Raw genomic sequence first — 24,317 nt, 5'->3', positions numbered from 1 at the left:
GATGGTAGCGCAATCGTGCAAGCCTCCCCGGCCGCTGCGCCGCGCGCGACGGCCGCGCTTACTTCTTCTTGCCCTTGTGCGCGACGGTCTTGGCCGGCGCGGCTTTCGCGGGAGCGGCCTTCGCCGACTTCGCCGACTTCACCGACGACTTGACGGTGCCGCGCTTGCCGCCATGCGACTTGCCGCCCACCGCCAGGCTCGCGCGCTCGATGTGCGCACCGGCGGCCGACGTCGCGATCCGCTCCGGACCGGGTTCCGCCGGCACCGAACGGCCGACCGGCACGTGCAGCACGAGCGCCTGGCCCGGCATCACGAGATCGCGGTGCGTCCGGTTCCATGCCTTCAACTGGCCGACCGACACGCCGTAGCGGCCGGCGAGCGCCGCCATCGACTGCTTGCGACGCACGCGGATCAGCATCTTGCGCGTATCGGGAACGTCCGGCTCCATCGCGAGCGCGCCGTTTTCGGCGACGTCCGCGCTGATGTCCTCGTCGTCGTCATTGCCGCGCGGCACGACGATCGTCGAGCCCGGTTTCAGGCGCATGCCGGCCGGAATCTTGTTGACCGACATCAGCGTATCGGCGTCGACGCCGATCTTCTCGGCGATCGCAGCCGGGCGTGCCCGCTCGCTGACCGTATAGGTGGTCCAGGACGACAGCTGGCCGCTATACGACTTCAGGCCCTTCTCGAACGCGGACGCGTTGTCGAACGGCAGCAGGATCTGCGGCTCGGTCGCGCCGAGGATCACGGGCTTCGAGAACGACGGGTTCAGCGAGCGGAATTCGTCGAGCGGCAGGTTCGCGAGCTTCGCGGCCACCGCCACGTCGATGTCGCGCGACGTCGTGACCGTCACGAAATACGGGTGGTTCGGAATATCCGGCAGCGTCAGGCCATACTGCTGCGGGCTCGCGATGATGTTCTTCACCGCCTGCAGCTTCGGCACGTAGTTGCGCGTCTCGTTCGGCATCCGCAGGCTCTGGTAGTCGGTCGGCAGGCCGGCCGCCTGGTTGCGCGCGATCGCGCGCTGCACGTTGCCCTCGCCCCAGTTGTACGCGGCCAGCGCCAGATACCAGTCGCCGAACATGTCGTGCAGGCGGGACAGGTAGTCGAGCGCGGCGCTCGTCGACGCGAGCACGTCGCGGCGCTCGTCCTGCCACATGTTGCGCTTCAGGTTATAGGTGCGGCCGGTGCCGGGCATGAACTGCCACATGCCGGCCGCCTTCGCGACCGACAGCGCCTGCGGGTTGTACGCGGACTCGATGAACGGCAGCAGCGCGAGCTCGGTCGGCATGTGACGCGCCTCGAGTTCTTCGACGATGTGGTACAGATACTTCTGCGAGCGCTCGGTCATGCGCTGCACGTAATCGGGCCGCTGCGTGTACCAGGTCGTCTGCATGTCGACCAGATCGCTCTGCAGGTCGGGCATCTGGAAGCCGCGGCGGATGCGCGCCCAGAGATCGGAGTCCGCGGTGGTCAGGTCGCCGACGGACTGCTTGTCGACGTCGACGGTTTCTTTGGCGGTGGCTGATTTACGGAGGTAGTTGGACGCCGCCTGCGAATCGGCGGCGTTGTTGGCGACAGGGGGCTGGCTCGCACAAGCGGCGAGTAGCAGCACCACCATCGCACTCAATATAAGTCGCATGAAAATCTCTGCTTCCGACGGCTGGAAATTGCAGGCGATACTACGGAAGTGCGTGCTTCACGTCAATAAAAACACCGAAAACTCAGCGAAATCCTACATTTGGAGCAATTTTTACAGACACCGCTTGAGCTTCGGAATCCTCCGGAAAACGTCATCGGAACCGGTTTTTCCATTCGCGCATCAGCGTGAACGCGGCCAGACGATCCGTCACCGTTTCGTGCAGCTCGGCCGCGAGCGTCGCGTGGATCGCCGCGCTGTCGGCCCGCATGAACGGGTTGACGGCACGCTCGTGCGCGATCGTCGTGGGCAGCGTCGGCACGCCGCGCGCACGCAGCGCCTGCGCGTCGTCGCGCCACGCGGCGAGCGCCGCATTGCCCGGCTCGCACGCGAGCGCGAAGCGGATGTTCGACAGCGTGTATTCGTGCGCGCAATGCACGCGCGTGTCGTCCGGCAGCGCCGCGAGCGCGTCGAGCGACGCGAGCATCTGCGCGGGCGTGCCCTCGAACAGGCGTCCGCAGCCGCACGAGAACAGCGTGTCGCCGCAGAACACGTGCGGCGCCGCGTTGCCCTGCCCGGCCGCGCGTTCGCTGGCCGCCTGAAAGTAAGCAATGTGGCCGCGCGTATGGCCCGGCACGTCGAGCACGTCGAACGCGACGGCCGGCGCGTCGAGCGTCACGCGATCGCCGCCCGCAAGCGGTCGCGTGACCACGTCGATCGCTTCGGCCGCGGGGCCGTAAACGGGCAGCGGCGCATCGTCCGGTTGGCTATTACGCAGCGCCTCGACACCGCCGACGTGGTCGGCGTGGTGGTGCGTGAGTAAAATAGCGGTCAACCGCCAGCCTCGTTCGGCAAGAACCCGGCGTACGGGCGCGGCTTCACCCGGATCGACGGCGATCGCATCGCGGCCGTCCGAGACGAGCCAGATATAGTTGTCTTCGAATGCCGGAACCGGCACGTATTCCAGCTCGTTCATGGGCGCGCAATCATCGTTATGTCTGACCGTCAAATTATAGACTGGCCCGCCTGGACCGACTCGCCGCCCGGCCGTTACGTGCTGGGCTGGGAACAGGCGCAGCTCGACCGGATCGTGTCCGACGTCTTCGGATTCCACGCGCTGCAGCTCGGCCTGCCGCAGCTCGACGCGCTGCGCGAGAACCGCATGCCGTATCGCGGCCTCGTGCTCGACCCGGCGAGCGGCGCGAGCGCGCCGTATCAGTATCCGTGGGCACGCGAAGCGCACGCGGCGGGCCACGCGCCCGCCGATCGCAGCACGACCTGGTGCGACCTGCTCGACCTGCCGTTCGAATCGCAGAGCGTCGACCTCATCGTGATGCCGCACACGCTCGAATTCACGTCCGACCCGCACCGCCTGCTGCGCGAGGCCGAGCGCGTGCTGATGCCGGAAGGCCAGCTCGTGATCACCGGCTTCAACTCGCTGAGCCTGTGGGGCATGCGGCAGTCGTTCGGGCGCATGGCGAACCGCCCGTTCGTGCCGGCCACGCGCGACCAGATCGCGTTCATCCGGCTCAAGGACTGGATCAAGCTGCTCGGTTTCGACCTCGAACGCGGCCGCTTCGGCTGCTACCGGCCGCCGCTCGCCACCGACCAGTGGCTGGCCCGCTACGGCTTCATGGAGGCCGCCGGCGACCGCTGGTGGCCGATTTTCGGCGCCGTCTACATGGTGACGGCCGTCAAGCGCGTGCGCGGCATGCGCCTCGTCGGCCCGATCAAGATGAAGAAGCCCGTGCTCGCACCGGGCCTGACGCCGGCGGCCTCCCCGACCACTCACCAAGAACGTTCATGACAACCGACACCATCGACATCTATACCGACGGCGCCTGCAAGGGCAACCCCGGCCCCGGCGGCTGGGGCGCGCTGCTGCGCTACGGCAATCAAGAAAAGGAACTGTTCGGCGGCGAGCCGAACACGACCAACAACCGCATGGAGCTGATGGGGGTGATCGCCGCGCTCGAAGCGCTGAAGCGGCCGTGCCGCGTGATCGTGCATACCGACTCGCAATACGTGCAGAAAGGCATCAGCGAGTGGATCCACGGATGGAAGAAGAAAGGCTGGGTCACCGCGGCGAAGGCGCCGGTGAAGAACGCCGACCTGTGGAAGCGGCTCGACGCGCTCGTCGTGCAGCACGAGATCGAATGGCGGTGGGTCAAGGGCCATGCAGGCCATCCCGAAAACGAGCGCGCGGACGCGCTCGCGAACCGCGGCGTCGAATCGCTGGCCGCCTGAACACCGGCCGCCCTCCCCCGTTTTTCTTGCTTTTCCCGACATGCGCCAGATCATTCTCGATACCGAAACCACCGGCCTGAACGCCCGCACGGGCGACCGTCTCATCGAAATCGGCTGCGTCGAGCTGCTGAACCGGCGGCTCACCGGCAACAACCTGCACTTCTACGTGAACCCCGAACGCGACAGCGATCCGGGCGCACTGGCGGTGCACGGCCTCACGACCGAATTCCTGAGCGACAAGCCGAAATTCGCGGAAGTCGCCCACCAGATCCTCGACTTCGTGAAGGACGCCGAGCTGATCATCCACAACGCGCCGTTCGACCTGGGCTTTCTCGACGCCGAATTCGCGCGGCTCGGCCTGCCGCCGTTCACCGAGCATTGCGGCGGCGTGATCGACACGCTGGTGCAGGCCAAGCAGATGTTCCCGGGCAAGCGCAATTCGCTCGATGCGCTCTGCGACCGTTTCGGCATCAGCAACGCGCACCGCACGCTGCACGGCGCACTGCTCGACTCGGAGCTGCTCGCCGAGGTGTATCTCGCGATGACGCGCGGCCAGGACAGCCTCGTGATCGACATGCTCGACGACGCGGGCGTCGGCGGCGGCGCGGCGAATGGCCAGCGGGTGTCGCTCGCCGCGCTCGACCTCGCCGTGGTGATCGCGAGCGACGACGAGCTTGCCGCGCACCAGGCTCAGCTCGACGAGCTCGACAAGTCGGTCAAGGGCACCTGCGTGTGGCGCCAGTCCGCCGACACGGATACCGCCGAAGCAGCCTGACGCACGCGGCCCGCGCCGCGGCCGCGCCTATGCGCGCGGCTGCAGCGCGATGACGGCCATCCCGCCGAGCGCGAGCATCGCGCCCGCCATGTCCCAGCGGCTCAGCGCGACGCCGTCGACCACCCGCAGCCAGATCAGCGCCACCGCGATGTACATGCCGCCGTACGCGGCATACGTGCGCCCCGCCGCGCTCGGGTGCAGCGTCAGCAGCCAAGCGAACAGCCCGAGCGACAGCGCTGCCGGCACCAGCAGCCAGGCCGGTCGCCCCGCCTTCAGCACGAGCCACGGCAGGTAGCAGCCGACGATTTCGGCCAGCGCGGTAGCGGCGAACAGCGCCGCGATCCTCATCAGTTCGGTCATCCGGTTCCTCGCGAATTCAGCCCCGCGGCGGCGGCCGGCACGGCCGCGCCGCGCGCCGCCGATCATACCGGAGCGGGCCGCGGCGGATGCCCCGCCAGACGGGCGACTCCGGGCAATTTGCACGATCGTCCGTCATCGTGCTATCATGTCGCCTGTTTCAACATTCAATCTCTGTCTTTTCGATTTTGAGAGAAGTCCGTCCGCGCGTTGCGGGCCGGTGCCTCGATCGAAATTGCATCCACAGGAAAGCCCGCCCGACAGGCCCGCTTTTCTCGTTTCGTTGCCCCCCGGGGCGTTGCCGGAACGCCGGACCCATCGTCCGCACCGGCATCCGCCGCTTGCATCACGCGGCCCATTCTTCATGAGCGCACTGTCGCGACGGCCCATCGGGCCCGCGTCGAAGCAGCCCCTTGGCCCTTTGCTGCCCTGCGCGCAGTAAGTGCTTAAAGGCCTGCCCCGACGCGCAGCACACGACACCGCGCTCGCCGGCAAACCGTGTCGGACGGCCCGCCCGTTCCGGCGCTGTCAAAGGAGTGCATGACCTTGACCGCAACACACGTCAGCCCGACCGCTGTCTCTTCCCTCGCTTCGTCGTCCGGCGAAGCCCCGCTCGCCGCGGACGACATCACCGTCGTCGACCAGAGCCTGCTCAAGCGCGCCGTCAGCGCGATGGCCATCGGCAATGCGATGGAATGGTTCGACTTCGGCGTCTACAGCTATATCGCCGTCACGCTCGGCAAGGTGTTCTTCCCGTCCAGCAGCCCGTCCGCGCAGTTGCTCGCCACCTTCGGCACGTTCGCGGCCGCGTTCCTCGTGCGCCCGCTCGGCGGCATGGTGTTCGGCCCGCTCGGTGACCGCATCGGCCGCCAGCGCGTGCTCGCCGCCACCATGATCATGATGGCCGTCGGCACCTTCGCGATCGGCCTGATCCCGAGCTACGCGTCGATCGGCATCATGGCCCCGATCCTGCTGCTCGTCGCCCGCCTCGTGCAGGGCTTCTCGACCGGCGGCGAATACGGCGGCGCCGCCACCTTCATCGCCGAGTTCTCGACCGACAAGCGCCGCGGCTTCATGGGCAGCTTCCTCGAGTTCGGCACGCTGATCGGCTATGTGCTGGGCGCGGGCGTCGTCGCGCTGCTCACCGCGTCGCTGTCGCAGGAGGCGCTACTGTCGTGGGGCTGGCGCGTGCCGTTCCTGATCGCCGGGCCGCTCGGCCTGATCGGTCTCTACATCCGGATGAAGCTCGAGGAAACGCCCGCGTTCAAGCGCCAGGCCGAAGCGCGCGAAGCGCAGGACAAGGCCGTGCCGAAGACGCGCTTCCGCGAAACGCTGATGCGTAACTGGCGTGCGCTGCTGCTGTGCGTCGGCCTCGTGCTGATCTTCAACGTGACCGACTACATGGTGCTGTCGTACCTGCCGAGCTTCATGTCGTCGACGCTGCACTTCGACGAATCGCACAGCCTCGTGCTGGTGCTGCTCGTGATGGTGCTGATGATGCCGATGACGCTGTACGCCGGCCGCCTGTCGGACAAGGTCGGCCGCAAGCCGGTGATGCTCGCCGGCTGCGTGGGCCTGCTGGTGCTGTCGATCCCGTCGCTGATGCTGATCCACACGGGCACCACGGCATCGGTGTTCGGCGGCCTGCTGATCCTCGGCGTGCTGCTGTCGTGCTTCACCGGCGTGATGCCGTCGGCGCTGCCCGCGCTGTTCCCGACCGAGATCCGTTACGGCGCGCTCGCGATCGGCTTCAACGTGTCGGTGTCGCTGTTCGGCGGCACGACGCCGCTGGTGACCGCGTGGCTCGTCGACGTGACGCACAACCTGATGATGCCCGCGTACTACATGATGGGCGCCGCGCTGATCGGCATCGTGTCGGTCGTCGCGCTCGCCGAAACCGCGCGCCAGCCGCTGAAGGGCTCGCCGCCGGCCGTCGCGACGCGCCGCGAAGCGCACCAGCTCGCGCGCCAGTTGCGCGACGAGGACGACGAATCGGAAATCTACGGCGTCGCGACTCCCGCACGCGCGTGAGCGTCGCCCAATGAAAAAGCCCCGGCCGAAGCCGGGGCCCGATCGAACCCGATCCGCCCGACCGGCTTGCGCGGGCCGGGCTTTTTTCATTCAGTCGGCGTGCGCGTTCATGCGTGCGCCTCGCAGTGACGGCAGAAGATCAGCGCGCGCGACCGCGACACGGCTGCCTGCGCACCACGCGCGGCGACGATCATCCCGACCTGGCCGAGATTGAAATCGCGCTCGACCATCAGCTGCGTGAGCCCGGCAAGCGCCAACACGACGGACGGGTGGTACAGGCTCGATTCAATCAGGGCTTTCATCGTCGGCTCCATCTGGCAATGCGTGATTTGATGGAGTGGATTCTAGGGATCGGTCGCCGCCGGATAAACAGCGCGAATGCGAAGTCACTTGTCAGCGGCCGAGAACAATCGGCGGCGGCTTGCCGGACAACGGCGAGCGGCGTGCGACAGCCCGGCGGGCCGCTTCACAAGCTAGGCGAGCGGTGTGTCGACGAAGGCCGGCAGCGCTTCCGCCCGCGCGGAATGCGCGGCGAGCGCCGGATAACGGGCCGGATCGATCCGCGCGAGCACCGGGTAATTGGCCGCCATGAACTGCGTGAAGCGCCACGCCACCGCGACCGTCACGTCCGACTGCAGCAGTCGCGCGCCGCCGAACCAGCCGTTGGCGGCCGCGACCAGCGGTTCCAGCGCGCCGTATGCACCTTCGAGCTGGCTCAGCACGCGTTCGATCCACGGTTCGTGCTGCTTGTCCGATGGCCGCAACGCCTGCTCGTAGACGACCTGCACGGTTTTCTCAGCCGCGGCCAGCGCGAAGCCGATCGGCACCAGCGCGCGCAGCCGGGCCTCGACGGCGTCGGGCAGCAGGCGCCGCTCCGGCGCGGCCAGGTGGTCGAGATAGTCGACGATCAGCGACGAATCGAGCAGCGTCGCGCCGCCGTCGGTCACGAGCGTCGGCGCCTTGACGACGGGATTGACCCGCCTGAACTGGTCGATATGACGAAATACCGAGATCGACTCGTGTTCGAACGGCAGGTCGAGCAGCTTCGCCGAAATGGCGACGCGGCGCACGAACGGGGAATCCAGCATGCCGATCAGCTTCATCGCGAACGCTCCGCTTACGAGGATGGGGCCGACGACTGTAGCAGCGTCGCGCGGCAGCGCCTAGCGCTTGACCCGCATCAGCCAGCCGCGCATCGGGCTCGCACTGCCCGCCCCCTGCGACCATAATGCAGGTTCACGCTCCTTCAGCCCCAGGGTCCGCCATGTGGTACGCCGTCGTCGAGCAGCAGCGGGAATGGATGCGCGCGTGGCGCGCGGCGACGCGATATGCGTTCGACGCATGGCCGGCCGCGTCGCTGCCGCATGCCGCGTCGTCGTGCTACGACGACCTGTTCGAACCGCTGCTCGGCCCGCAGGCCGCGCCGCCGGGCTTCGACCTCGCGTGGCCCGACGTCGGCGAGCAGGTCGTCGCGCACACGCCGTTTTGCGACTTGCGGCGCTTCGCGCGCGCCGACGCGCGCCGCATGGTGCTGCTATGCGCGCCGCTCGTCGGGCACGCGGCCGTGATGATGCGGGAAACCGCCGAAACGCTGCTCGCCGACGGCGACGTCTGCGTGACCGACTGGCGCAATGCGCGCGACGTGCCGCTCGCGGCCGGCCGTTTCGGACTCGACGAATACGTCGCGATGCTCGACGGCTTCGTCGGCACCCTCCAGCACGACGATCGGCCGCTGCACGTCGTCGCCGTGTGCCAGGCGACCGTGCCGGCGCTCGGCGCCCTGGCGTTGCGGGCGGCGCGCGGCCTCGCGCCGCCCGCGAGCATCACGCTGATCGGCGGCCCGCTCGATGCGCGGCTGAACCCGAGCGCGCTCGGCGTCGCCGCGGCCGCCCATTCGCTCGACTGGTGCCGGCGCCATCTGATCGACGTCGTGCCGCCCGGCTTCGCGGGACACGGCCGCCATGTGTTCCCGACCTATCTACAGCAGGGCGAGATCGCCCTCCTGTATCCGCAACGCTTCCTGACGCTGATCGAGACCTATGCGCTGGCCGCTTCCCGCTTCGACATGGCCGGGCTCGCCGATGCACGGCGGGCGCTGCGTGAATACACCGCGCTGCTCGACATGCCGGCCGACTATTTTCTCGACACGGTCGACGTCGTGTTCCAGCGCATGTTGCTCGCGACCGGCGCGTGGCACGTGCGCGGCCGGCGCGTCGAACCGGCCGCGCTGCGCGACGTCGCGCTGCTGACCGTCGAAGGCGCCCGCGACGCGGTCACGGGCGCCGGCCAGACGCATGCGGCGCTCGACCTGTGCAGCGGCCTCCCGGCCGATGCGCGCCATCGCGTCGACGTCGACGATTGCGATCACTACGGGCTGTTTACGGGGCCACGCTGGCACGGCAACGTCCATCCGGCGATGCAGCGCGTATTCGCGCAGGCGGAAGCCGGCCGACCGCGCCCGCACCGGAACCGTCGGACGTGACGACGGATCAGGCGCGCGCCGCGTCGAGCAGCGCGCGCACCTCGTCGTCGCTCGTCTGCTCGAAGCGCGCGTAGAACTGGCTGATTCCGAACAACCGCGCCGGCTGCGACACCGCGACGAATGCATCGGCTAGGCCGTCGAACGCATGCGCCGCACCCGCCGGCGCGACCGGCGCCGCCGCGACGAGGCGCGCCGGATGGCGCTCGCGCAGCGCCTGCAGCGCGACGCGCATCGACGCGCCGGTCGCGACACCGTCGTCGACGACGATCGCGATGCGTCCGTCCACCGCCAGCGGCGGCGCCGCGCCGCGGTACAGCGCCTCGCGGCGCTGCAGTTCGGCGGTCTCGCGCGCGATCACGTCGGCGAGTTGCGCATCCGATACGCCCATCGCGCGGATCACCGAACGCTGCAGATGAATCGCGCCGCCCGTCGCGATCGCGCCCATCGCGAGCTCGGGGTCGAACGGCACGCCGAGCTTGCGCACGACCAGCACGTCGAGCGGCGCGCGCAGCGCGCACGCGACCGGATACGCGACGGGCACGCCACCGCGCGGCAGCGCGAGCACGACGACATCGGTTCGCCCCGCGTATTCGCGCAACGCGTCGGCCAACTGGCGGCCGGCATCCGCGCGATCGCCAAAACTGCTTTCGGTCACGATCGGCTCCCTGCCGTTGCGCCGGGTGCGCGCGAGCCGCGCCGGCGCCATGTCAACGAGCATGGTTCATCGGTCGCGCCGATGCAAGCAGGGTCATACCGGCGCGCGACGCGCCGCGGGAAAGGGTCAGAGGCCGGCGGCCTCCCGATACAGCCGCCAGAACGACTGCGCATAGGACTGCGCGAGTTCGGGCGCGCGCCGGAACACGTTCACCGTGTCGGCGTGCTCGGCCGCGCCGTCGGACAGCGTCGTCAGCGCGACGCTGTCGTCGACGATCATGAAGCGCGACGCGGGGCCGCCGTGCCGCGAATCGATCGCGACGTCGACACCGGCGGATTTCAGATAGCCGGCGCCGCTGGTCCGGCCCGCACGCGGCGAACGCACGAGCACGACGCGCACCTCGATCCCGCGCGCACGGGCCGCCCTCAGCGCGTTCGCGACCGCCGGCGGCACTTGCGTATAGCCGGCCAGCAGCACGCGGCGCTGCGCCTGTTCGATCAGATCGACGGTCGCGTCGACCGCCGCGTTGTCATACGAAAAGTACGTGCCGACCGATGCGGCATCGGACGGAATCTGGCTGGCGTGGGCGATCGTCGCGCAGAAAAACGCGGCGAAAAGGAAGGCGGCTGGTCTCATGGCGGGCGCCATTGTAGCGACGCCATTTCGCGTGACAAGAGGCGGCTTCGACGCTGCTGCGCCGGCGCAACACACCGTGCGGAACAGGTGCCCCGTGACTGTGTTTCAAGCCGGATTTCGACCCGCCGATCAGCCGGCCGCGACGCGCGCGAGCCAGCTCGTCACGCCGTCGACGGAACGGAAATCCGCGACGCTGCGCGCGGGCAGCGCGGGATACGCGCCGCCGGCCATTTCCGCCAGCGCCCGCCCGGGACCGAGTTCGAGAAACGCGCTCGCGCCGGCCTCAACGCATGCGGCGAGACAGGCCGCCCACTCGACCGGCTCCGCGATCTGCCGCGCGAGCTTGTCGAGGCCCGTATCGACATCGAGCACCGACGCGCCGTCAATGCCCGAGAACAGCCGCGTGCCGGGCAACGGCCGGCGCACGCGCGTCGCGGCCAGCGTCGCGCGGAATGCCGGCACGGCCGCCGCGAGCCGGCGCGTGTGCGACGCGATCCGCACGCAGACGGGCGCGACACGCAGCGCGCCGGCGCGCGCCGCGTCGTCGGCTACGGCGGCGACATCGGCGTGCCGCCCCGCGACCACGAACGCATCGCCGGGGTTCGCGATCGCGATGGCCGCGTCGCGACCGTCGCACAGCTGCGCCAGTCGCGCCCGCGTCAGGCCGCGCACGAACGCCATCCGCTCGTCGCCGCCGCTCGTGGCATCCATCTCGCGTGCACGCGCATCGGCCAGGTCGAGCGCGTCGTGCGGGTCGATCATCCCCGCGACGCTCCACGAGCCGACCTCGCCGACGCTGTAGCCCGCGACGCAGCGCCGGCGCGGCCACACCGCGCCGAGCAGCGCGGCCGCCGCGAGCGCCTGGACCGTGCAGAGAATCTGCGCGGCGCGGTTTTCCTGCAGCGCGTCGGGCCCGGCCCGCCGGACCCACGTGCGCGGATCGTCGCCGAGCAGCCGGCCCGCGTGCGCGAACAGTGCGTCGGCCTGCGGCGCCGATCCGGTCAGGTCGAACATGTCGGCACGTTGCGCGCCTTGCCCCGAGCACAGGATGGCCAGCGTCATCGCGCACATCCTTCGGCTTCGAGCGCATCGGCGAACACGCTCATCGCGAGCAGGTCGGCCGCGCCGCCCGGGCTCAGCCGGCGCGCCACGAACGCACGATGCGCGGCTACCGCGCGCAACCGCCAGTCGCGCGCGCGCACGCCGCCGCGCGCGACGAACGCGCGGGCGGTCGCGCGGGCGAAATCGAGGCCGTCCTGACCGCCCCGATGCAGCAGATTCGTGTCGTCGAGCGCGGCGATCAGCGCGAAGCACGCGTCGATGCGCGCGGCTTCCGGGTCGTCCGGCAGGTCGCGCTGGGCGCGGCGCAGCGCGGGCAGTCCGATCGCATACACGGTCGGGAAGCCGTCGGCCGCCTCGCGACGCGCACCGCCGACACCGTAGCGGCGGCTCGCGCGCTCGCCGTGGCTGTCCGGCAAACGCGGGCCGCCGAGGATCTCGACGCCCCAGCGGCGGGACACGAACGCACCGAGCGTCGTGCCGTCCGGTACGGCACCCGGCAACGCACGCCGGCCGGCGGCCGCGCACAGCAGCCCGAGCCCGAAGATCGCGCCGCGATGCGTATTGACGCCGCCGGTCGCGGCGAGCATCGCGTGCTCGGCCCGCAGGCCTATTTTGCGCAGCACGGCCATGTCGGCATCGCGCGCGCCCGCGTCGGCGAGTTCCGCGAAGTACGGGCGCAGCACGGCGGCGCTGCGCGCGAACGTCGTGGCGTCCATGTCCGCGTGACTGCCGGTGTCGACGTGACTGACGAGGCCCGGCTTCGGATAGGTGTCGATCTCGAGCACGAGGCTGCGCTCGGCCAGCGCGGCGATGCGCTCGGCCTCCGACGGCGACGCGACGCGGCAGGCAGCCCCGGCGTTCATTCGGTGCCTCCGATGAATGCATCGACGCGCATCAATTCGACGGTAGTCGCGGTCTTCACCGCGACTTCGGGCAGCCGCGCGTGCAGTTCCCGCCAGTTCGCACCCGCGCCGTCGTCGCGCAGCAGTTCGCCGTCGATACGCATCGGCGCGCGTGCGTCGATCGCCGCAAGACCGTCGAGCAGCGGCGCGAGCGACGCGGCGTCCGGCAGCGGGAACACGATGTCGAGATCGGACGACGCGCTCAGGTACGGCTCGCCGGTCAGCGCCTGCCAGGCGAGGCTGCCGAACACGCGGCCCTGCACGCCGCAGCGCGCGCCGAGCGCATCGAGCTCGCGCAGCGGCGCATGCCACGCGGCGGGCGCTACGGCGAGGACGTCCGCCAATGCCGGTAGCGGGCCGACCGTTTCGAGCATGTCGGCGGCCACGTTCAGCGCGATGCGCCGCTTGCCCGCCGACGGCGGCAGCGGCAGGCCGAGCGGCACGCGGCCGGCAGCGGCTTCATCCGGCGACGCGCGACGCACGATCAGCGGCCAGCCGCGCTCGGCCCATGCGCGTACGAGCGGATCGCCCGCGAGCGCGGGGTCACGGGCGAAGGCCGCGCCCCACCCGGCCGCCGTCAGCGTGACGAGCGTGTGGCGGCGCAGCGGCAGCTCAGCGTGCGGCACGCGCAAGGGCCTCGACGCGGGCGGCCACGTCGGTCGCGACCGGCCGGCCGCGCGCCGCGCGCCGGTCGACGCGCTCGGCCGGCTTGCCGAGCCATTCGCCGACCTGCGCGTCGAGCGCGCGGGACGGATCGAGCACGGCGTCGACGGCGCCCATCTTCACGAGGTTGTCGAGCCCCGGCGCGAACACCGGTGTCGAACGCGCCATCTCCTTCAGCACGTCGATCGGCAGCTTGGTCACGCGCGACATCGACGGCAGGTCCATCACCTCGGGTTCGGCGCCCGGCACCGCGAGCAGCGTGCGCGTCGCGAGCGCGGTCGCGATGAACGCGCCCGCGGCCGTGTGGCCGTACAGCACGCCGATCGTCCGGTGTCCGGCGAGATCCGCGTGCATCAGGCACTTTGCGAGATGCGACAGCCCTTCGTTCAGGCCGAGCAATTCGTCGCGCTTGCTCATCCGCTGGCTGTCGCTGTCGACCAGCACGACGATCGGCGTATCGCCGCCGCGCTCGATCGTGTCGAGCACGCGCGATGCGAGCGTCAGCGCCTCGTCGATGCCGAACGGCAGGCGGTCGGACACACCGATCACGTCGACGCGCGTGCCGGCCAGTTCCGCGTGGCCCGTCAGCAGGCCGCCATTGCGCACAATCGAATGGCCTCGGGGAAACAGCGAGTTCAGTACTTCATCGAGCGTCATGCTGCGGCTCCTGCAGTTGATCGGCGAGCTTCGCGAATGCATCGTCGGGCATGCCGGGAATCGCTTCCGGCTTGTCCGCGCCGAGCGCGCGCCAGACGTCGAGCGCATCCTTGCAGCCGCCGAACCGTTCGACCCGCGCGTCGAGACGCGCCTGTTCCGCGCGCAGCATCGCCGCATCGAACGTCGGCGCGCGGCCGATCAGGTCGAGCGCGGCCGCGCGGAACGCGTCCGGCGTATCGGCCACGTAACGATCGGCACCGCCGATCAGCCGCCGATGCTTGCCACCCATCGTGCGCCAGATCAGCGCGCGATCCTTCGAGTCGAATTCCTCGACGCCGCGATTGGTCTCGATCACTTCAGGCCCCGACACGCTGATGCGCCCCTGCTCCGACACCGCGAGCGCCGAACAGCACGCGGCGAGCAAACCGCCGCCGCCGTAGCAGCCCGCGCGCCCGCCGATCAGCCCGATCACCGGCACGCCGGCCGCGCGGGCTTCGACCAGTGCCCGCATGATCTCGGCAATCGCGAGCTCGCCGGCGTTCGCTTCCTGCAGCCGCACGCCGCCCGTATCGAACAGGATCAGCACCGGCTTGCCGACGTCGCGCGCGGCGCGCAGCAACCCGGTGAGCTTCGCGCCGTGCACTTCGCCGAACGCGCCGCCCATGAAGCGGCCTTCCTGCGCGGCGACGAACACCGGCCGGCCGTCGAGCCGGCCGTGGCCGACCACCATCCCGTCGTCGAACTGCTGCGGCAGGCCGAACAGCGGCAGGTGCGGGCTCGTCACGCGCTCGGCCGGCCCGAGGAATTCGCTGAAACTGCCCGCGTCGAGCAGCCCGTCGATGCGTTGCCGCGCCGATGCTTCATACCAGCTCGCCGCGTTCGCGACGAACGCGGGAGCGTCATGGATGTGACGAATGTCGCTCATCATGCGTTCCCCTCGATCGCGCGCACGGCCTGCGCGAGCCGCAGCGACACCATGTCGGGCCGCGCGCCGCCATCGTTGATCGACAGCTTCAGGCCGCCCGGCGTGCGCCGTTCGACGAAATCCGACACGACCGCCTGCCACACCGCGCCGAACCCGACGGCCGCGGTGCGGATGTCGATCTCGCATTCGTTGCCCGGCAGCACGCGCTCGACGAGCACCTCGAGATTGCCGGACGCGACCACGCCGACGAGCGCCGCGGCCTGCTCGCCCTTCGCGCGTTCGCGCGCGGTGAAGCGATAGTTCAACTGTTCCATGCCCTCTTCCTCACCAGTTGCGGAACCGGGCCGGCGGCGCGTAGAGCCCGCCCGACCAGTGCACGAGATCCTTGATCGAACGCGCGGCGAGCCAGCGGCGGTCGGCGTCGAGCGGATCGATGCCGAGATCCTCCGGGCGGCGGATCACGCCGCGCTCGCGCAGCCGCTCGACCATCCTCTTGTCGCGGCCGCGGCCGACGTCCGTATAGCCGGCCACGCCGCGGATCGCGTGCTCGCGTTCGTCCTTGTCGCGGCACATCAGCAGGTTCGCGATCCCTTCCTCGGTGACGATGTGCGTGACGTCGTCGCCGTAGACCATGATCGGCGCGAGGTCGAGCTGCAGCTTGTCGGCGAGCTTCAGCGCGTCGAGCTTCTCGACGAACATCGGCACGTTCTTGTCGCCGAACGTCTCGCCGATCTGCACGACGAGCTTGCGGCCGCGCCGCAGCGCCGCCGGCGTGTCGGGGTCGGCTTCGGCCCCCGCCTTCAGCCACGGCTCGCTCGGATGGCGCCGGCCGCGCGCGTCGCTGCCCATGTTCGGCGCGCCGCCGAAGCCGGCGATGCGCTCGGCGGTGACCGTCGACGAATGGCCGGACAGGTCGATCTGCAGCGTCGAGCCGATGAACATGTCGCACGCATAGAGGCCGGCCGTCTGGCAGAACGCGCGGTTCGAGCGCAGCGACCCGTCGGGGCCGGTGAACCACACGTCGGAGCGCGCGCGGATGTAGTCGTCCATCCCGACTTCGGAGCCGAAACAGTGAATCTGCTCGACCCAGCCCGATTCGATCGCGGGAATCAGCGTCGGATGCGGATTGAGCGCCCAGTGCGTGCAGACCTTGCCCTTCAGCCCGAGCTTCGCGCCGTAGGTCGGCAGCAGCAGCTCGATCGCGGCCGTGTTGAAGCCGATCCCGTGGTTCAGGCGCTTGATCCCGTACGGCTCGTAGATGCCCTTGATCGCGAGCATCGCGGTGAGGATCTGCGTTTCGGTGATCGCGGCCGGGTCGCGCGTGAACAGCGGCTCGACGTAGAACGGCCGGCCGGCCTCGACGACGAAATGCACGCGATCGCCCGGGATGTCGACGCGCGGCACCTTGTCGACGATGCGGTCGACCTGGGCGATCACGACGCCGTCCTTGAACGCGGTGGCCTCGACGACGGTCGGCGTGTCCTCGGTGTTCGGCCCGGTGTACAGGTTGCCGTCGCGATCGGCGCTCACGGCCGCGATCAGCGCGACCTGCGGCGTGAGGTCGATGAAGTAGCGGGCGAACAGTTCGAGATAGGTGTGCACCGCGCCGAGCGCGATCTTGCCGCCGAACAGCAGCTTCGCGATGCGCTGCGATTGCGGGCCCGAATACGCGAAGTCGAGCCGCTTCGCGATGCCGCGCTCGAACACGTCGAGGTGCTCGGGCAGCACGACGCCCGACTGCACCATGTGCAGGTCGTGGATCTTCGCGCTGTCGACGTCGGCGAGCGCGGTGGCGAGCAGATCGGCCTGCTTCTGGTTGTCGCCTTCGAGGCACACGCGATCGCCGGGCCGCAGCACCGCCTCGAGCAACGCGACGGCGTCGCGCGCGTCGACCCGCTTGCCCTGCGCGTAAGCCGCGCCGGCCGCGACGCGTGCATCGCGCGCCTGCCGCGCGTGATTCCATCCGGTCATGAACAGTTCTCCGCTTCGATGGTTCAGCGGCATTCTAAGCCTGGCGCCGCTGCCGATTGATGATGTTGCAGAATGCGACTCAGAGGACGCCGCGATGGATGCGGCCCGCGCGCGGGCCGCGTCGCATCGCCCTACGCGCCGACCAGCGCGCGCGTCGTGAAGAACAGCAGCGACGGCCCGAGCAGGCAGCCGACGCCGGTATGGAACGTCGCGACCAGCGCGCCGTACGGCACGAGCCGGCGGTCGGTCGCGGCAAGGCCCGCGCTCACGCCGCTGACGGTGCCGGCGAGCCCGCCGAAGATCATCGCGGAGCGCGGCGTCTTCAGCCCCATGAAGTTGGCCGCGACCGGCGTGCCGACCATCACGATGATCGCCTTCACGAGCCCCGTCGCGATGCTGAGCGCGATCACGTCGGAACTGGCGCCGATCGCCGCGCCCGTGACGGGCCCGACGATATAGGTGACGGCGCCGGCCCCGATCGTCGTCATGCTGACCGCGTCGGTATAGCCGAACGCGCGCGCGACGCACGCGCCGACGATGAACGGCAGCACGGTGCCGAGCAGCAGCGACACGACGCCGACGAGCCCGGCCTTGCGCGCCTCGGTCGGCTGCACTTCGAACGCGGTCGCGACGATCGCGAAATCGCGCAGCATCGCGCCGCCCATCAAGCCGATACCGGCGAACAGCTTGACGTCGGCCAGCCCCTTCTCGCCGCCGGTGAATGCGCCGCCGACGTAGGCGAGCACGAGGCCGATCACGATCGCGATCGCCGAGCCGTGGACGCGGCCGAACGTGAGCTTGCGCGACGCGATCGACGACAGCCACATGATCAGGCCGACCAGCGCGAACGACGCGACGAGCCCGTTGTGGGCGACGGTTTTTTCGAGCATCTGCAGCATGGCGGCCTCCTTCACTGTTCTTCGAATTGCGGCACGCCCGCGAAGGCCGTGTCGTCGCGCCCGGTGCGCGCGAGTACCGCGATGCAGCATGCGCAGATCGCGACCGCGCCGACGGCGGCCAGCAGCGCGACCGGCCCGCCCTTGAGCGCGGCGACCACGTTCTGGTTCGCGGCCATCGCGACGACCACCGGGATATACATCGCGCCCCAGAAACCGACGCCCGCCTCGGTCTCCTTCGGCATCCAGCCGCGCCGGTGCAGCCAGAGGCGCAGGCAGATCAGCAGCAGCATCGCGATGCCGACGCCGCCGACGTTGGTTTTCACGCCGATCGCGCTGCCGAGCAGGTCGCCGAGGAACAGTCCGGCCAGGTGGCAGAACGCCAGCAGCGCGGTTCCGTAGATGATCATGAGTCGTCTCCAGTCTCTTCGTGACGGGTGCCTGACGCGCGCGGGAGCCAGGCCCGCACGCCGATCCCGGGCGGACTGTCTGTCTCCTGCGGCGGGGCGCCGCGGCCCGGCGGCTCGTCGTGCGAGCACGTTCTCGGGGTCGATGGGATGATGCGGTTTCGGGCCGGACGCCGGATGGCTTAGACTGACCGATGCCATCGGCGGCGCGACACGGGCTACGCGTCCGGTGCCCCTCGTTGGCGGAGGCCGCACGGGCGCGTGATCCGATACTAGCGCCGCAAAATCCGGCCATTTATGAAGTTGTCGAAACCGATTCAGTGGATTTAGCAATGCGTCCGTTACCGCCCGAGTTGCTGCGCAGCTTCGTCGCCGTCGCCCAGTCCGGCAGCTTCACCGCCGCGTCCGAGCGCGTGAACCTGTCGCAGTCGACCGTCAGCCAGCATATCCGCCGGCTCGAGGAGCTGCTCGACCGGCCGCTGTTCGAGCGCGACACGCGCAACGTGCACCTGTCGCAGCACGGCGACGCGCTGTTCCGTTACGCGGTGCGCATCCTCGAGCTGATGGACGAGGCCGTCACGTCGGTCTGCGGGCCGCCGCTGTCGGGCAAGGTGCGGCTCGCGATGTCGGAGGATTTCGCGTCGGCGCACCTGACGGCCGCGCTCGCGAGCTTCGTGCAGCGCAACCCGGACGTCGAGCTGGCAATCTCGACCGGGCTGTCGGGCGACCTGTTCGACGCGCTCGACGAGGGCCGGCACGATCTCGTGTTCGCGAAGCGGATCGCCGGCAGCCGGCGCGGCCGTGTGATCCGCAGCGAACCGCTGTACTGGTGCACCGGCCCCGATTCGCGGATCACCGGCCACGAGGCCGTGCTGCCGCTCGCGATGCATCCGGAGCCGAGCGTGTCGCGCCGCCGCGTGCTCGAATCGCTCGAGGCCGTCGGGCGGCCGTACCGGATCGCCGTCGTGAGCAGCAGCGTCGCGGTGTTGCGCGCCGCCGCGAGCGCGGGGCTCGGCGTCAGCGCGTTCGCCGGCTACGTGATCCCGGCCGGGCTCGCGCGGCTCGACGCGGGCCTGCCGGAACTCGGCGAACTCGAATACGTGATCGATCGCCCGGCGGCCGCGTCGCGCTCGACGCTCGCGCTCGAAGCCACGCTGATCACGGCGGCGGCCGAGTTGTAACGGCACCGCAGGCATCGCACACAGGCGCGGGCGCGCCCGCGCCTGACAGCCTTGCCCGGAACGCGTCATCGTCCGCGCAGCACCCGCTCGCGACAATGGGCCCGATCCGAACGCACCGCGCATCGCCGCGCGCGTCCGGTACCCGTCCCCTTGCTCGGAGCCCGCCATGAAGAACGTCCTGCGATTCGCCGTCGCGACCGCTGCAGCCGCCTTGCTCTCCCCCGCCTTTGCCCAGACCGACGCGTCGGCCCCCGCACAACAGGGCCTGACGCGCGCGGAAGTCATCGACCAGCTCAAGCAGGCCTATCTCGACGGCCAACTGCCGACCAACGACGGCAACTACCCGCCGAATGCCGCGACGCGTGCGCGCAACCGCGAACTCGTGCAGGCCGCGAGCCCCGCGTGGCTGGCCCGCGTGCCGCCCGCCAGCCAGACGACCTCGCAGCAATGACCGGCGCCGCCGCGCCGGCGCGACGCGATCAGGATCACGGCAGGAAGCTGCGGCGCCGCGCGTCGATCAGTTCGACGAGCAACCGGTCGCGCTCCGCCGCCAGTTCCTGCATCGAGCGCTCGCCCTGGATCGCGCGCAGCGCATCGGTCAGCTTCCGATCGACTTCCGGATCGAACGACGGCGTGCCGAGGTCGTCCCACCAGCTCGTGATCGGCCCCGACAGGTGTTCGAGGAAATGCGCGATCCCGCCCGCGCCGCCGCCGAGGTGATAGGTCAGGCACTGCCCCATCAGCCCCCAGCGCAGGCCGGGCCCCCACGCGACGGCCTTGTCCGCATCGGCGACGCTCACGACGCCTTCGCCGACGAGGTGATACACCTCGCGGAACAGCGCGGCCGCGAGCCGGTTCGCGACGTGGCCGGTCATCTCCTTGTTCAGCACGATCGTCTGCTTGCCGAGCGCATCGTAGAACTGCTTCACGCGCGCGATCACGTCCTGGCCGGTCGCGTCGCCACCGACCAGCTCGACGAGCGGGATCAGGTGCGGCGGATTGAACGGATGCGCGATCAGGCAGCGCTCCGGATGCTTCGCGCACGCGGTCTGGATCTCGGACATCTTCAGGCCCGAGGAGCTCGACGCGATCGGCACGTGCGCGGGCAGCACGTCGTCCATCCGGCGGTACAGCGCGCGCTTCAGGTCGAGCCGTTCCGGGCCGTTCTCCTGCACGAAGTCGACGCCGTCCAGCGCGCGCACGAGATCGGCGTCGAACGACAGCCGCGCGGAAAGCTCGGCGGCCCGCTCGCCGAGGAAGGCGGCGAGCGCGTCGCGCAGCCGCGCGTCGGCGTGCGGCGCCGGGTCGGTCGCGACGACGTCGAAGCCTTGCGTCAGGTAGAAAGCGGCCCAGCTCGCGCCGATCACGCCGGCGCCGACGATCGCGATACGTCGAATGTCCATGGTTGTCCCGTGAGGTTGGTCTGCGGATATGTCGCGGCGATTGTCGCATCGAATCCCGCGCGCGCGCGTCGATGCAGATTGCAGATTCCCTCTTGAAATGCGTGATGGCGGCCACTAATTAAGCGTCGGCTGGCAGTGCCGCATGCAACGCACCGCCCCCGTTATCGATCCCGTGGAGCCGCCGTCGCGCCCGCCGCAGGCGTCGCGCCGTCGCGTCTCCCGCGTTCCCTGTTCAGGAGGACCAACATGAGCGGTATCCATCACGGCTACGACTTGTTCGACGAATTCGCCCGCGTACAGCGGCAGATGGCGAGCCTCCTCGGCGAACGCCCGTCGGGCATCCGCGCGGGGCGCGCCGGCGCGTTTCCCGCACTCAACGTCGGCGCCACCGACGACGCGATCGAGATCGTCGCGTTCGCACCCGGCATGGCCGCGGCCGACTTCGACGTGTCGATCGACAAGGATCTGCTGACGATCAGCGGCGAGCGCAAACCGGCGCCGCGCGAAGGCGACGACGTGCGCACGTATGCGCAGGAGCGCTTTCACGGCGCGTTCCGCCGCGTGGTCGAACTGCCGCGCGACGCGGACCCGGACCAGGTCAGCGCCCGCTACGAGAACGGCTGCCTGCTGATTCGCGTGGGCCGGCGCGAGGCCTCGAAGCCGCGTGCGATCACCATTCAGTAACCTTCAGGATACCGACATGAACACGAACCCGACCCTGGCCGAACGCCACCCGAGCACCGTTCACGCTGCCGCCGCCGAAGCCGCGCGCCGGCCCGCGATCACCCCGTCCGTCGACATCGTCGAGGACGCGCGCGGCGTCACGCTGCGAGCCGACCTGCCCGGCGTGCCGCGCGAGAACCTCGACGTGAAGGTGCACGACAATACGCTGACGATCGAAGCCGCGACGCAGATCGACACGCCGGCCGACCTGCGCGTGCGACATGCGGAAATCCGTTCGACGCGCTATGCGCGGTCGTTCGTGCTGAGCGCCGATCTCGACACGTCGCGGATCGACGCGAACCTGCGCGACGGCGTGCTGACGCTGACGATTCCGCGCCGCGAGGAAACGCGCCCGCGCCGCATCGACGTGACGGCCGGCAATGCGTAAGCGTCGACGCGTGTCCTGACGCGACGCGCATGAAAAAGCCCCGCGCCGGCGCGATGCCGGGCGGGGCTTTTTTTTGCATCGAGCCGCGCGCGATCAGCCACGCGGACGGCAGATTCAATCGAAATCGAACAAGTCGAACACCGACTTCTTGCGGCGCCGGCCGTCGTGCCGATGACGCTCGTCGTGCGAGCGGCCGTCGCGCCCCCAACCGTCGTCGCGCTCGCGCGGCGCATGCGCATCGTGTTGCGCCGGCGCGGCGTCGCGGCGGGCCGGCGCATCGCCAGTCTCGCGGGCGATCAGCTTGTCGAGCTCGCCGCGATCGAGCCACACGCCGCGGCAGCTCGGACAGTAGTCGATCTCGATCGACTGGCGCTCGGCCATCAGCAGGTCGGGCGTCTTGCAGACAGGACATTTCATCGCGTTTCTCCTTTCCGTGCGAATTTCATCCGGATTCCGTATGAGGCGCGCGAACCGGCCGCCGCGGCGGCCGGCGTCACCCGCGCCGGCTCAGTCGCGCGCCGCGTGCGCGGCCCGCCTCGCCTTCGCGCGCCGCGCCAGCATGTTCATGCCCTCGACGAACGCCGAGAACGCCATCGCCGCGTAGATGTACCCCTTCGGCACGTGCGAACCGAACCCTTCGGCGATCAGCGTCATGCCGATCACGACCAGGAACGACAGCGCGAGCATCACGATCGTCGGGTTGCGGTCGATGAAGCGTGCGAGCGGCTGCGCGGCGAACAGCATCACGCTCACGGCGACGATCACGGCGACGAACATGATCGGAACGTGCTCGGTCATGCCGATCGCGGTCACGATGCTGTCGATCGAGAACACGATGTCGAGCATCACGATCTGGCCGATCGCGGCCCACATCGTCAGGCCGGCCGCGCCGGCGGCCCCGCCCGCGCCGTCGCCGTCGTGCGACACGTGGTGATGGATCTCGGTGGTGGCCTTCCACACGAGGAACAGGCCGCCCAACAGCAGGATCAGGTCGCGCCACGAGAACGCATGGTCGAACAGCGTGAACACGGGTTCGGTCAGGCTCGCGATCCACGCGACGCTGCCGAGCAGCGCGAGGCGCATCACCAGCGCGAGCGCGATGCCGAGGCGCTGCGTGCGGGCGCGCTGCGCTTCGGGCAGCTTGTTGCTGAGGATCGAGATGAAGATCAGGTTGTCGATGCCGAGCACGACTTCCATCACGACGAGCGTCAGGAGCGCGGCCCAGACGGCGGGGTCGGCGGCAAGCGTCAGCAGGTAGTCCATGGGATGGGCCGATACGAAAGTGGAAAGCCCGATGATAGGCTACGCCAAAGTTCGAAAAAATCAGCGATAATCTGACTTTAGGTTCGGTTTTTCCGATATATCGCGCTGCGATGCTGAATTTTCGACATCTGTACTATTTTTGGGTCGTCGTGAAGGAAGGCGGCTTCGCTCGGGCGGCCGAGCGGCTCGACATGGCCGTGCAGACGATCAGCGCGCAGGTGCGCGAGCTGGAGAAATCGCTCGGGCACCAGTTGCTGCGCCCGGCGGGGCGCGGCGTCGCGATGACCGACGCCGGGCAGGCCGCCTTTGCGCGCGCGGAAGTCATCTTCGAGATGGGGCGGCAGATCCCCGACGACGTGCGCGCGGCGGCCAGCCAGCCGACCGTGCGGCTCGCGGTCGGCCTCGCGGACGGCATCTCCAAGCTCGCCGCGCACGCGATCCTGGCCCCGGTGCTCGACACGCCCACGCTGCGGCTGCTGTGCCACGAAGGCGAGCACGACGCGCTGCTCGCGGAGCTCGCGCTGCATCACCTGGATCTCGTGCTGGCCGGCCAGGGTGCGCCGTCGGGGTCGAATCTGCGCGTGACGAGCGAGCGGCTCGTCGCGTCGCCGGTCGACTGGTACGGGCCCGCGGCGCTCGTCACGCCGGCCGCGCGGCAGCGCTTTCCACAGTGCCTGGCCGACCTGCCGGTGCTGTTGCCGACCGCGCATTCGGCATTGCGCGCGCGTCTCGACCTGTGGCTGGAAAGCGAACGGATCGTGCCGCGCGTGGCCGGCGAGTTCGAGGACAGCGCGCTGATGGCCGTGTTCGCGGCGCGCGGCCTCGGCGTGTTCCCGCTGAGCGAACTCGGCGCGAACGATGCGTCGCTGCTGCGCGGGCTCCGGCGGCTCGGGCGCGCGGGCGACGTGACCGAGGAAATCCATGCGATCCGCTCGCGGCGCGGCGAACATCATCCGCTGACGTCGCAATTGCTGGCCGCGGCGCGCGGCGCGCCGGCCGACTGAAGCGAGCGCGACATCAAAGGAAACTATAATGTCGCCCCGGCCATACGAGA

General features: G+C 69.8%; 29 protein-coding genes. 10 read left to right on the top strand and 19 right to left on the bottom strand.

Annotated features, from left to right (window positions below; translation table 11 throughout):
- Positions 1-58 precede the first annotated feature (58 nt).
- Entirely contained in the window at positions 59-1,642 is a 1,584-nt protein-coding gene (locus tag AC3IFE_RS28605) for a transglycosylase SLT domain-containing protein (RefSeq protein WP_089467126.1), read from the bottom strand.
- Positions 1,643-1,793: 151 nt separating this feature from the next.
- A complete protein-coding gene (gene gloB / locus AC3IFE_RS28600) occupies positions 1,794-2,615 on the bottom strand; it encodes a hydroxyacylglutathione hydrolase (protein WP_489193469.1) in 822 nt (273 codons plus the stop codon).
- An 18-nt stretch (positions 2,616-2,633) separates the two neighbouring features.
- Between gloB and AC3IFE_RS28595 the strand changes: the two genes are divergently transcribed.
- The 3 genes from AC3IFE_RS28595 to dnaQ are packed head-to-tail and all read left to right on the top strand — an operon-like array spanning position 2,634 to position 4,661.
- Positions 2,634-3,446 (top strand): class I SAM-dependent methyltransferase, encoded by an 813-nt coding sequence (locus AC3IFE_RS28595; RefSeq protein WP_301739435.1) that lies wholly within the window; start codon positions 2,634-2,636, stop codon positions 3,444-3,446.
- Positions 3,443-3,886, top strand: coding sequence for a ribonuclease HI (rnhA, locus tag AC3IFE_RS28590; RefSeq protein WP_301739436.1), 444 nt, complete (start codon positions 3,443-3,445; stop codon positions 3,884-3,886). The genes AC3IFE_RS28595 and rnhA overlap by 4 nt, the downstream gene beginning before the upstream one ends.
- A gap of 40 nt (positions 3,887-3,926) precedes the next feature.
- On the top strand, positions 3,927-4,661 hold the full coding sequence (gene dnaQ, locus AC3IFE_RS28585) for a DNA polymerase III subunit epsilon (RefSeq protein WP_089467122.1): 735 nt from the start codon (positions 3,927-3,929) through the stop codon (positions 4,659-4,661).
- Positions 4,662-4,688: 27 nt separating this feature from the next.
- Here the strand turns inward: dnaQ and AC3IFE_RS28580 are convergent, their stop codons facing one another.
- Complete coding sequence (locus tag AC3IFE_RS28580; RefSeq protein ID WP_089467922.1) at positions 4,689-5,021, bottom strand: YnfA family protein; 333 nt, start codon at positions 5,019-5,021, stop codon at positions 4,689-4,691.
- Positions 5,022-5,558: 537 nt separating this feature from the next.
- Between AC3IFE_RS28580 and proP the strand changes: the two genes are divergently transcribed.
- A complete protein-coding gene (gene proP / locus AC3IFE_RS28575; protein WP_489193466.1) occupies positions 5,559-7,049 on the top strand; it encodes a glycine betaine/L-proline transporter ProP in 1,491 nt (496 codons plus the stop codon).
- Positions 7,050-7,156: 107 nt separating this feature from the next.
- Here proP and AC3IFE_RS28570 read toward each other — a convergent pair whose 3' ends face one another.
- The gene (locus tag AC3IFE_RS28570) at positions 7,157-7,363 is read right to left on the bottom strand and encodes a hypothetical protein (protein ID WP_089467120.1); all 207 of its coding nucleotides are present in this window, start codon (positions 7,361-7,363) and stop codon (positions 7,157-7,159) included.
- A gap of 159 nt (positions 7,364-7,522) precedes the next feature.
- Positions 7,523-8,152: a glutathione S-transferase family protein gene (locus tag AC3IFE_RS28565; protein ID WP_489193463.1), complete on the bottom strand. Its 630-nt coding sequence runs from the start codon at positions 8,150-8,152 to the stop codon at positions 7,523-7,525.
- Between the two features lie 161 nt (positions 8,153-8,313).
- On the opposite strand from AC3IFE_RS28565, the gene AC3IFE_RS28560 reads away from it, so the two are divergent.
- Positions 8,314-9,531: a polyhydroxyalkanoate depolymerase gene (locus tag AC3IFE_RS28560; RefSeq protein WP_489193461.1), complete on the top strand. Its 1,218-nt coding sequence runs from the start codon at positions 8,314-8,316 to the stop codon at positions 9,529-9,531.
- A gap of 7 nt (positions 9,532-9,538) precedes the next feature.
- Here AC3IFE_RS28560 and AC3IFE_RS28555 read toward each other — a convergent pair whose 3' ends face one another.
- The 11 genes from AC3IFE_RS28555 to madL form a co-directional block, all read right to left on the bottom strand.
- Complete coding sequence (locus tag AC3IFE_RS28555; protein ID WP_301739474.1) at positions 9,539-10,186, bottom strand: phosphoribosyltransferase; 648 nt, start codon at positions 10,184-10,186, stop codon at positions 9,539-9,541.
- 126 nt (positions 10,187-10,312) lie between these two features.
- Positions 10,313-10,834, bottom strand: a complete 522-nt coding sequence (locus AC3IFE_RS28550) for a phospholipase D-like domain-containing protein (RefSeq protein ID WP_489193459.1) — start codon at positions 10,832-10,834, stop codon at positions 10,313-10,315.
- A 117-nt stretch (positions 10,835-10,951) separates the two neighbouring features.
- Positions 10,952-11,884, bottom strand: a complete 933-nt coding sequence (locus AC3IFE_RS28545) for an acyltransferase domain-containing protein (protein ID WP_489193457.1) — start codon at positions 11,882-11,884, stop codon at positions 10,952-10,954.
- Positions 11,881-12,747: a triphosphoribosyl-dephospho-CoA synthase MdcB gene (mdcB, locus tag AC3IFE_RS28540; protein ID WP_489193455.1), complete on the bottom strand. Its 867-nt coding sequence runs from the start codon at positions 12,745-12,747 to the stop codon at positions 11,881-11,883. The genes AC3IFE_RS28545 and mdcB overlap by 4 nt, the downstream gene beginning before the upstream one ends.
- Positions 12,744-13,412 (bottom strand): malonate decarboxylase holo-[acyl-carrier-protein] synthase, encoded by a 669-nt coding sequence (gene mdcG / locus AC3IFE_RS28535; RefSeq protein WP_089467920.1) that lies wholly within the window; start codon positions 13,410-13,412, stop codon positions 12,744-12,746. Before mdcG ends, mdcB begins: the two co-directional genes overlap by 4 nt.
- On the bottom strand, positions 13,399-14,106 hold the full coding sequence (gene mdcE / locus AC3IFE_RS28530) for a biotin-independent malonate decarboxylase subunit gamma (RefSeq protein WP_489193453.1): 708 nt from the start codon (positions 14,104-14,106) through the stop codon (positions 13,399-13,401). Before mdcE ends, mdcG begins: the two co-directional genes overlap by 14 nt.
- Complete coding sequence (locus AC3IFE_RS28525; RefSeq protein WP_489193451.1) at positions 14,093-15,034, bottom strand: biotin-independent malonate decarboxylase subunit beta; 942 nt, start codon at positions 15,032-15,034, stop codon at positions 14,093-14,095. Before AC3IFE_RS28525 ends, mdcE begins: the two co-directional genes overlap by 14 nt.
- Positions 15,031-15,345 (bottom strand): malonate decarboxylase acyl carrier protein, encoded by a 315-nt coding sequence (mdcC, locus tag AC3IFE_RS28520; RefSeq protein WP_489193449.1) that lies wholly within the window; start codon positions 15,343-15,345, stop codon positions 15,031-15,033. Before mdcC ends, AC3IFE_RS28525 begins: the two co-directional genes overlap by 4 nt.
- Before the next feature lie 10 nt (positions 15,346-15,355).
- The gene (mdcA, locus tag AC3IFE_RS28515) at positions 15,356-17,002 is read right to left on the bottom strand and encodes a malonate decarboxylase subunit alpha (RefSeq protein ID WP_489193447.1); all 1,647 of its coding nucleotides are present in this window, start codon (positions 17,000-17,002) and stop codon (positions 15,356-15,358) included.
- A 131-nt stretch (positions 17,003-17,133) separates the two neighbouring features.
- Positions 17,134-17,901 (bottom strand): malonate transporter subunit MadM, encoded by a 768-nt coding sequence (gene madM / locus AC3IFE_RS28510; RefSeq protein ID WP_027808885.1) that lies wholly within the window; start codon positions 17,899-17,901, stop codon positions 17,134-17,136.
- 11 nt (positions 17,902-17,912) lie between these two features.
- Positions 17,913-18,308, bottom strand: coding sequence for a malonate transporter subunit MadL (madL, locus tag AC3IFE_RS28505; protein ID WP_089467112.1), 396 nt, complete (start codon positions 18,306-18,308; stop codon positions 17,913-17,915).
- A gap of 329 nt (positions 18,309-18,637) precedes the next feature.
- On the opposite strand from madL, the gene AC3IFE_RS28500 reads away from it, so the two are divergent.
- Complete coding sequence (locus AC3IFE_RS28500; protein ID WP_089467111.1) at positions 18,638-19,486, top strand: LysR substrate-binding domain-containing protein; 849 nt, start codon at positions 18,638-18,640, stop codon at positions 19,484-19,486.
- 166 nt (positions 19,487-19,652) lie between these two features.
- On the top strand, positions 19,653-19,937 hold the full coding sequence (locus tag AC3IFE_RS28495) for a DUF4148 domain-containing protein (protein ID WP_489193443.1): 285 nt from the start codon (positions 19,653-19,655) through the stop codon (positions 19,935-19,937).
- Positions 19,938-19,971: 34 nt separating this feature from the next.
- Here AC3IFE_RS28495 and AC3IFE_RS28490 read toward each other — a convergent pair whose 3' ends face one another.
- On the bottom strand, positions 19,972-20,889 hold the full coding sequence (locus tag AC3IFE_RS28490; RefSeq protein ID WP_489193441.1) for a 3-hydroxyacyl-CoA dehydrogenase NAD-binding domain-containing protein: 918 nt from the start codon (positions 20,887-20,889) through the stop codon (positions 19,972-19,974).
- Between the two features lie 246 nt (positions 20,890-21,135).
- Here AC3IFE_RS28490 and AC3IFE_RS28485 point away from each other — a divergent pair, with 246 nt between their 5' ends.
- Both AC3IFE_RS28485 and AC3IFE_RS28480 read left to right on the top strand, forming a co-directional pair.
- Positions 21,136-21,573 (top strand): Hsp20/alpha crystallin family protein, encoded by a 438-nt coding sequence (locus AC3IFE_RS28485; RefSeq protein ID WP_089467108.1) that lies wholly within the window; start codon positions 21,136-21,138, stop codon positions 21,571-21,573.
- A gap of 16 nt (positions 21,574-21,589) precedes the next feature.
- Positions 21,590-22,000: an Hsp20/alpha crystallin family protein gene (locus AC3IFE_RS28480; RefSeq protein WP_301739445.1), complete on the top strand. Its 411-nt coding sequence runs from the start codon at positions 21,590-21,592 to the stop codon at positions 21,998-22,000.
- Positions 22,001-22,114: 114 nt separating this feature from the next.
- Here the strand turns inward: AC3IFE_RS28480 and AC3IFE_RS28475 are convergent, their stop codons facing one another.
- Together AC3IFE_RS28475 and AC3IFE_RS28470 are read right to left on the bottom strand one after the other, a co-directional pair.
- Positions 22,115-22,417 (bottom strand): TFIIB-type zinc ribbon-containing protein, encoded by a 303-nt coding sequence (locus tag AC3IFE_RS28475; RefSeq protein ID WP_089467106.1) that lies wholly within the window; start codon positions 22,415-22,417, stop codon positions 22,115-22,117.
- A 90-nt stretch (positions 22,418-22,507) separates the two neighbouring features.
- Positions 22,508-23,263, bottom strand: coding sequence for a TerC family protein (locus tag AC3IFE_RS28470; protein ID WP_489193438.1), 756 nt, complete (start codon positions 23,261-23,263; stop codon positions 22,508-22,510).
- Between the two features lie 110 nt (positions 23,264-23,373).
- On the opposite strand from AC3IFE_RS28470, the gene AC3IFE_RS28465 reads away from it, so the two are divergent.
- Positions 23,374-24,267 carry a LysR family transcriptional regulator gene (locus AC3IFE_RS28465; RefSeq protein WP_301739448.1) on the top strand — a complete coding sequence of 298 codons (894 nt, stop codon included), beginning with the start codon at positions 23,374-23,376 and terminating at the stop codon, positions 24,265-24,267.
- The last annotated feature ends 50 nt before the right edge of the window (positions 24,268-24,317 follow it).

This window comes from Burkholderia sp. APQ4-4ca, assembly GCF_057837105.1.
Note: the sequence above shows the minus strand (reverse complement) of the source record. Positions and strands in the feature narration are given on the sequence as shown.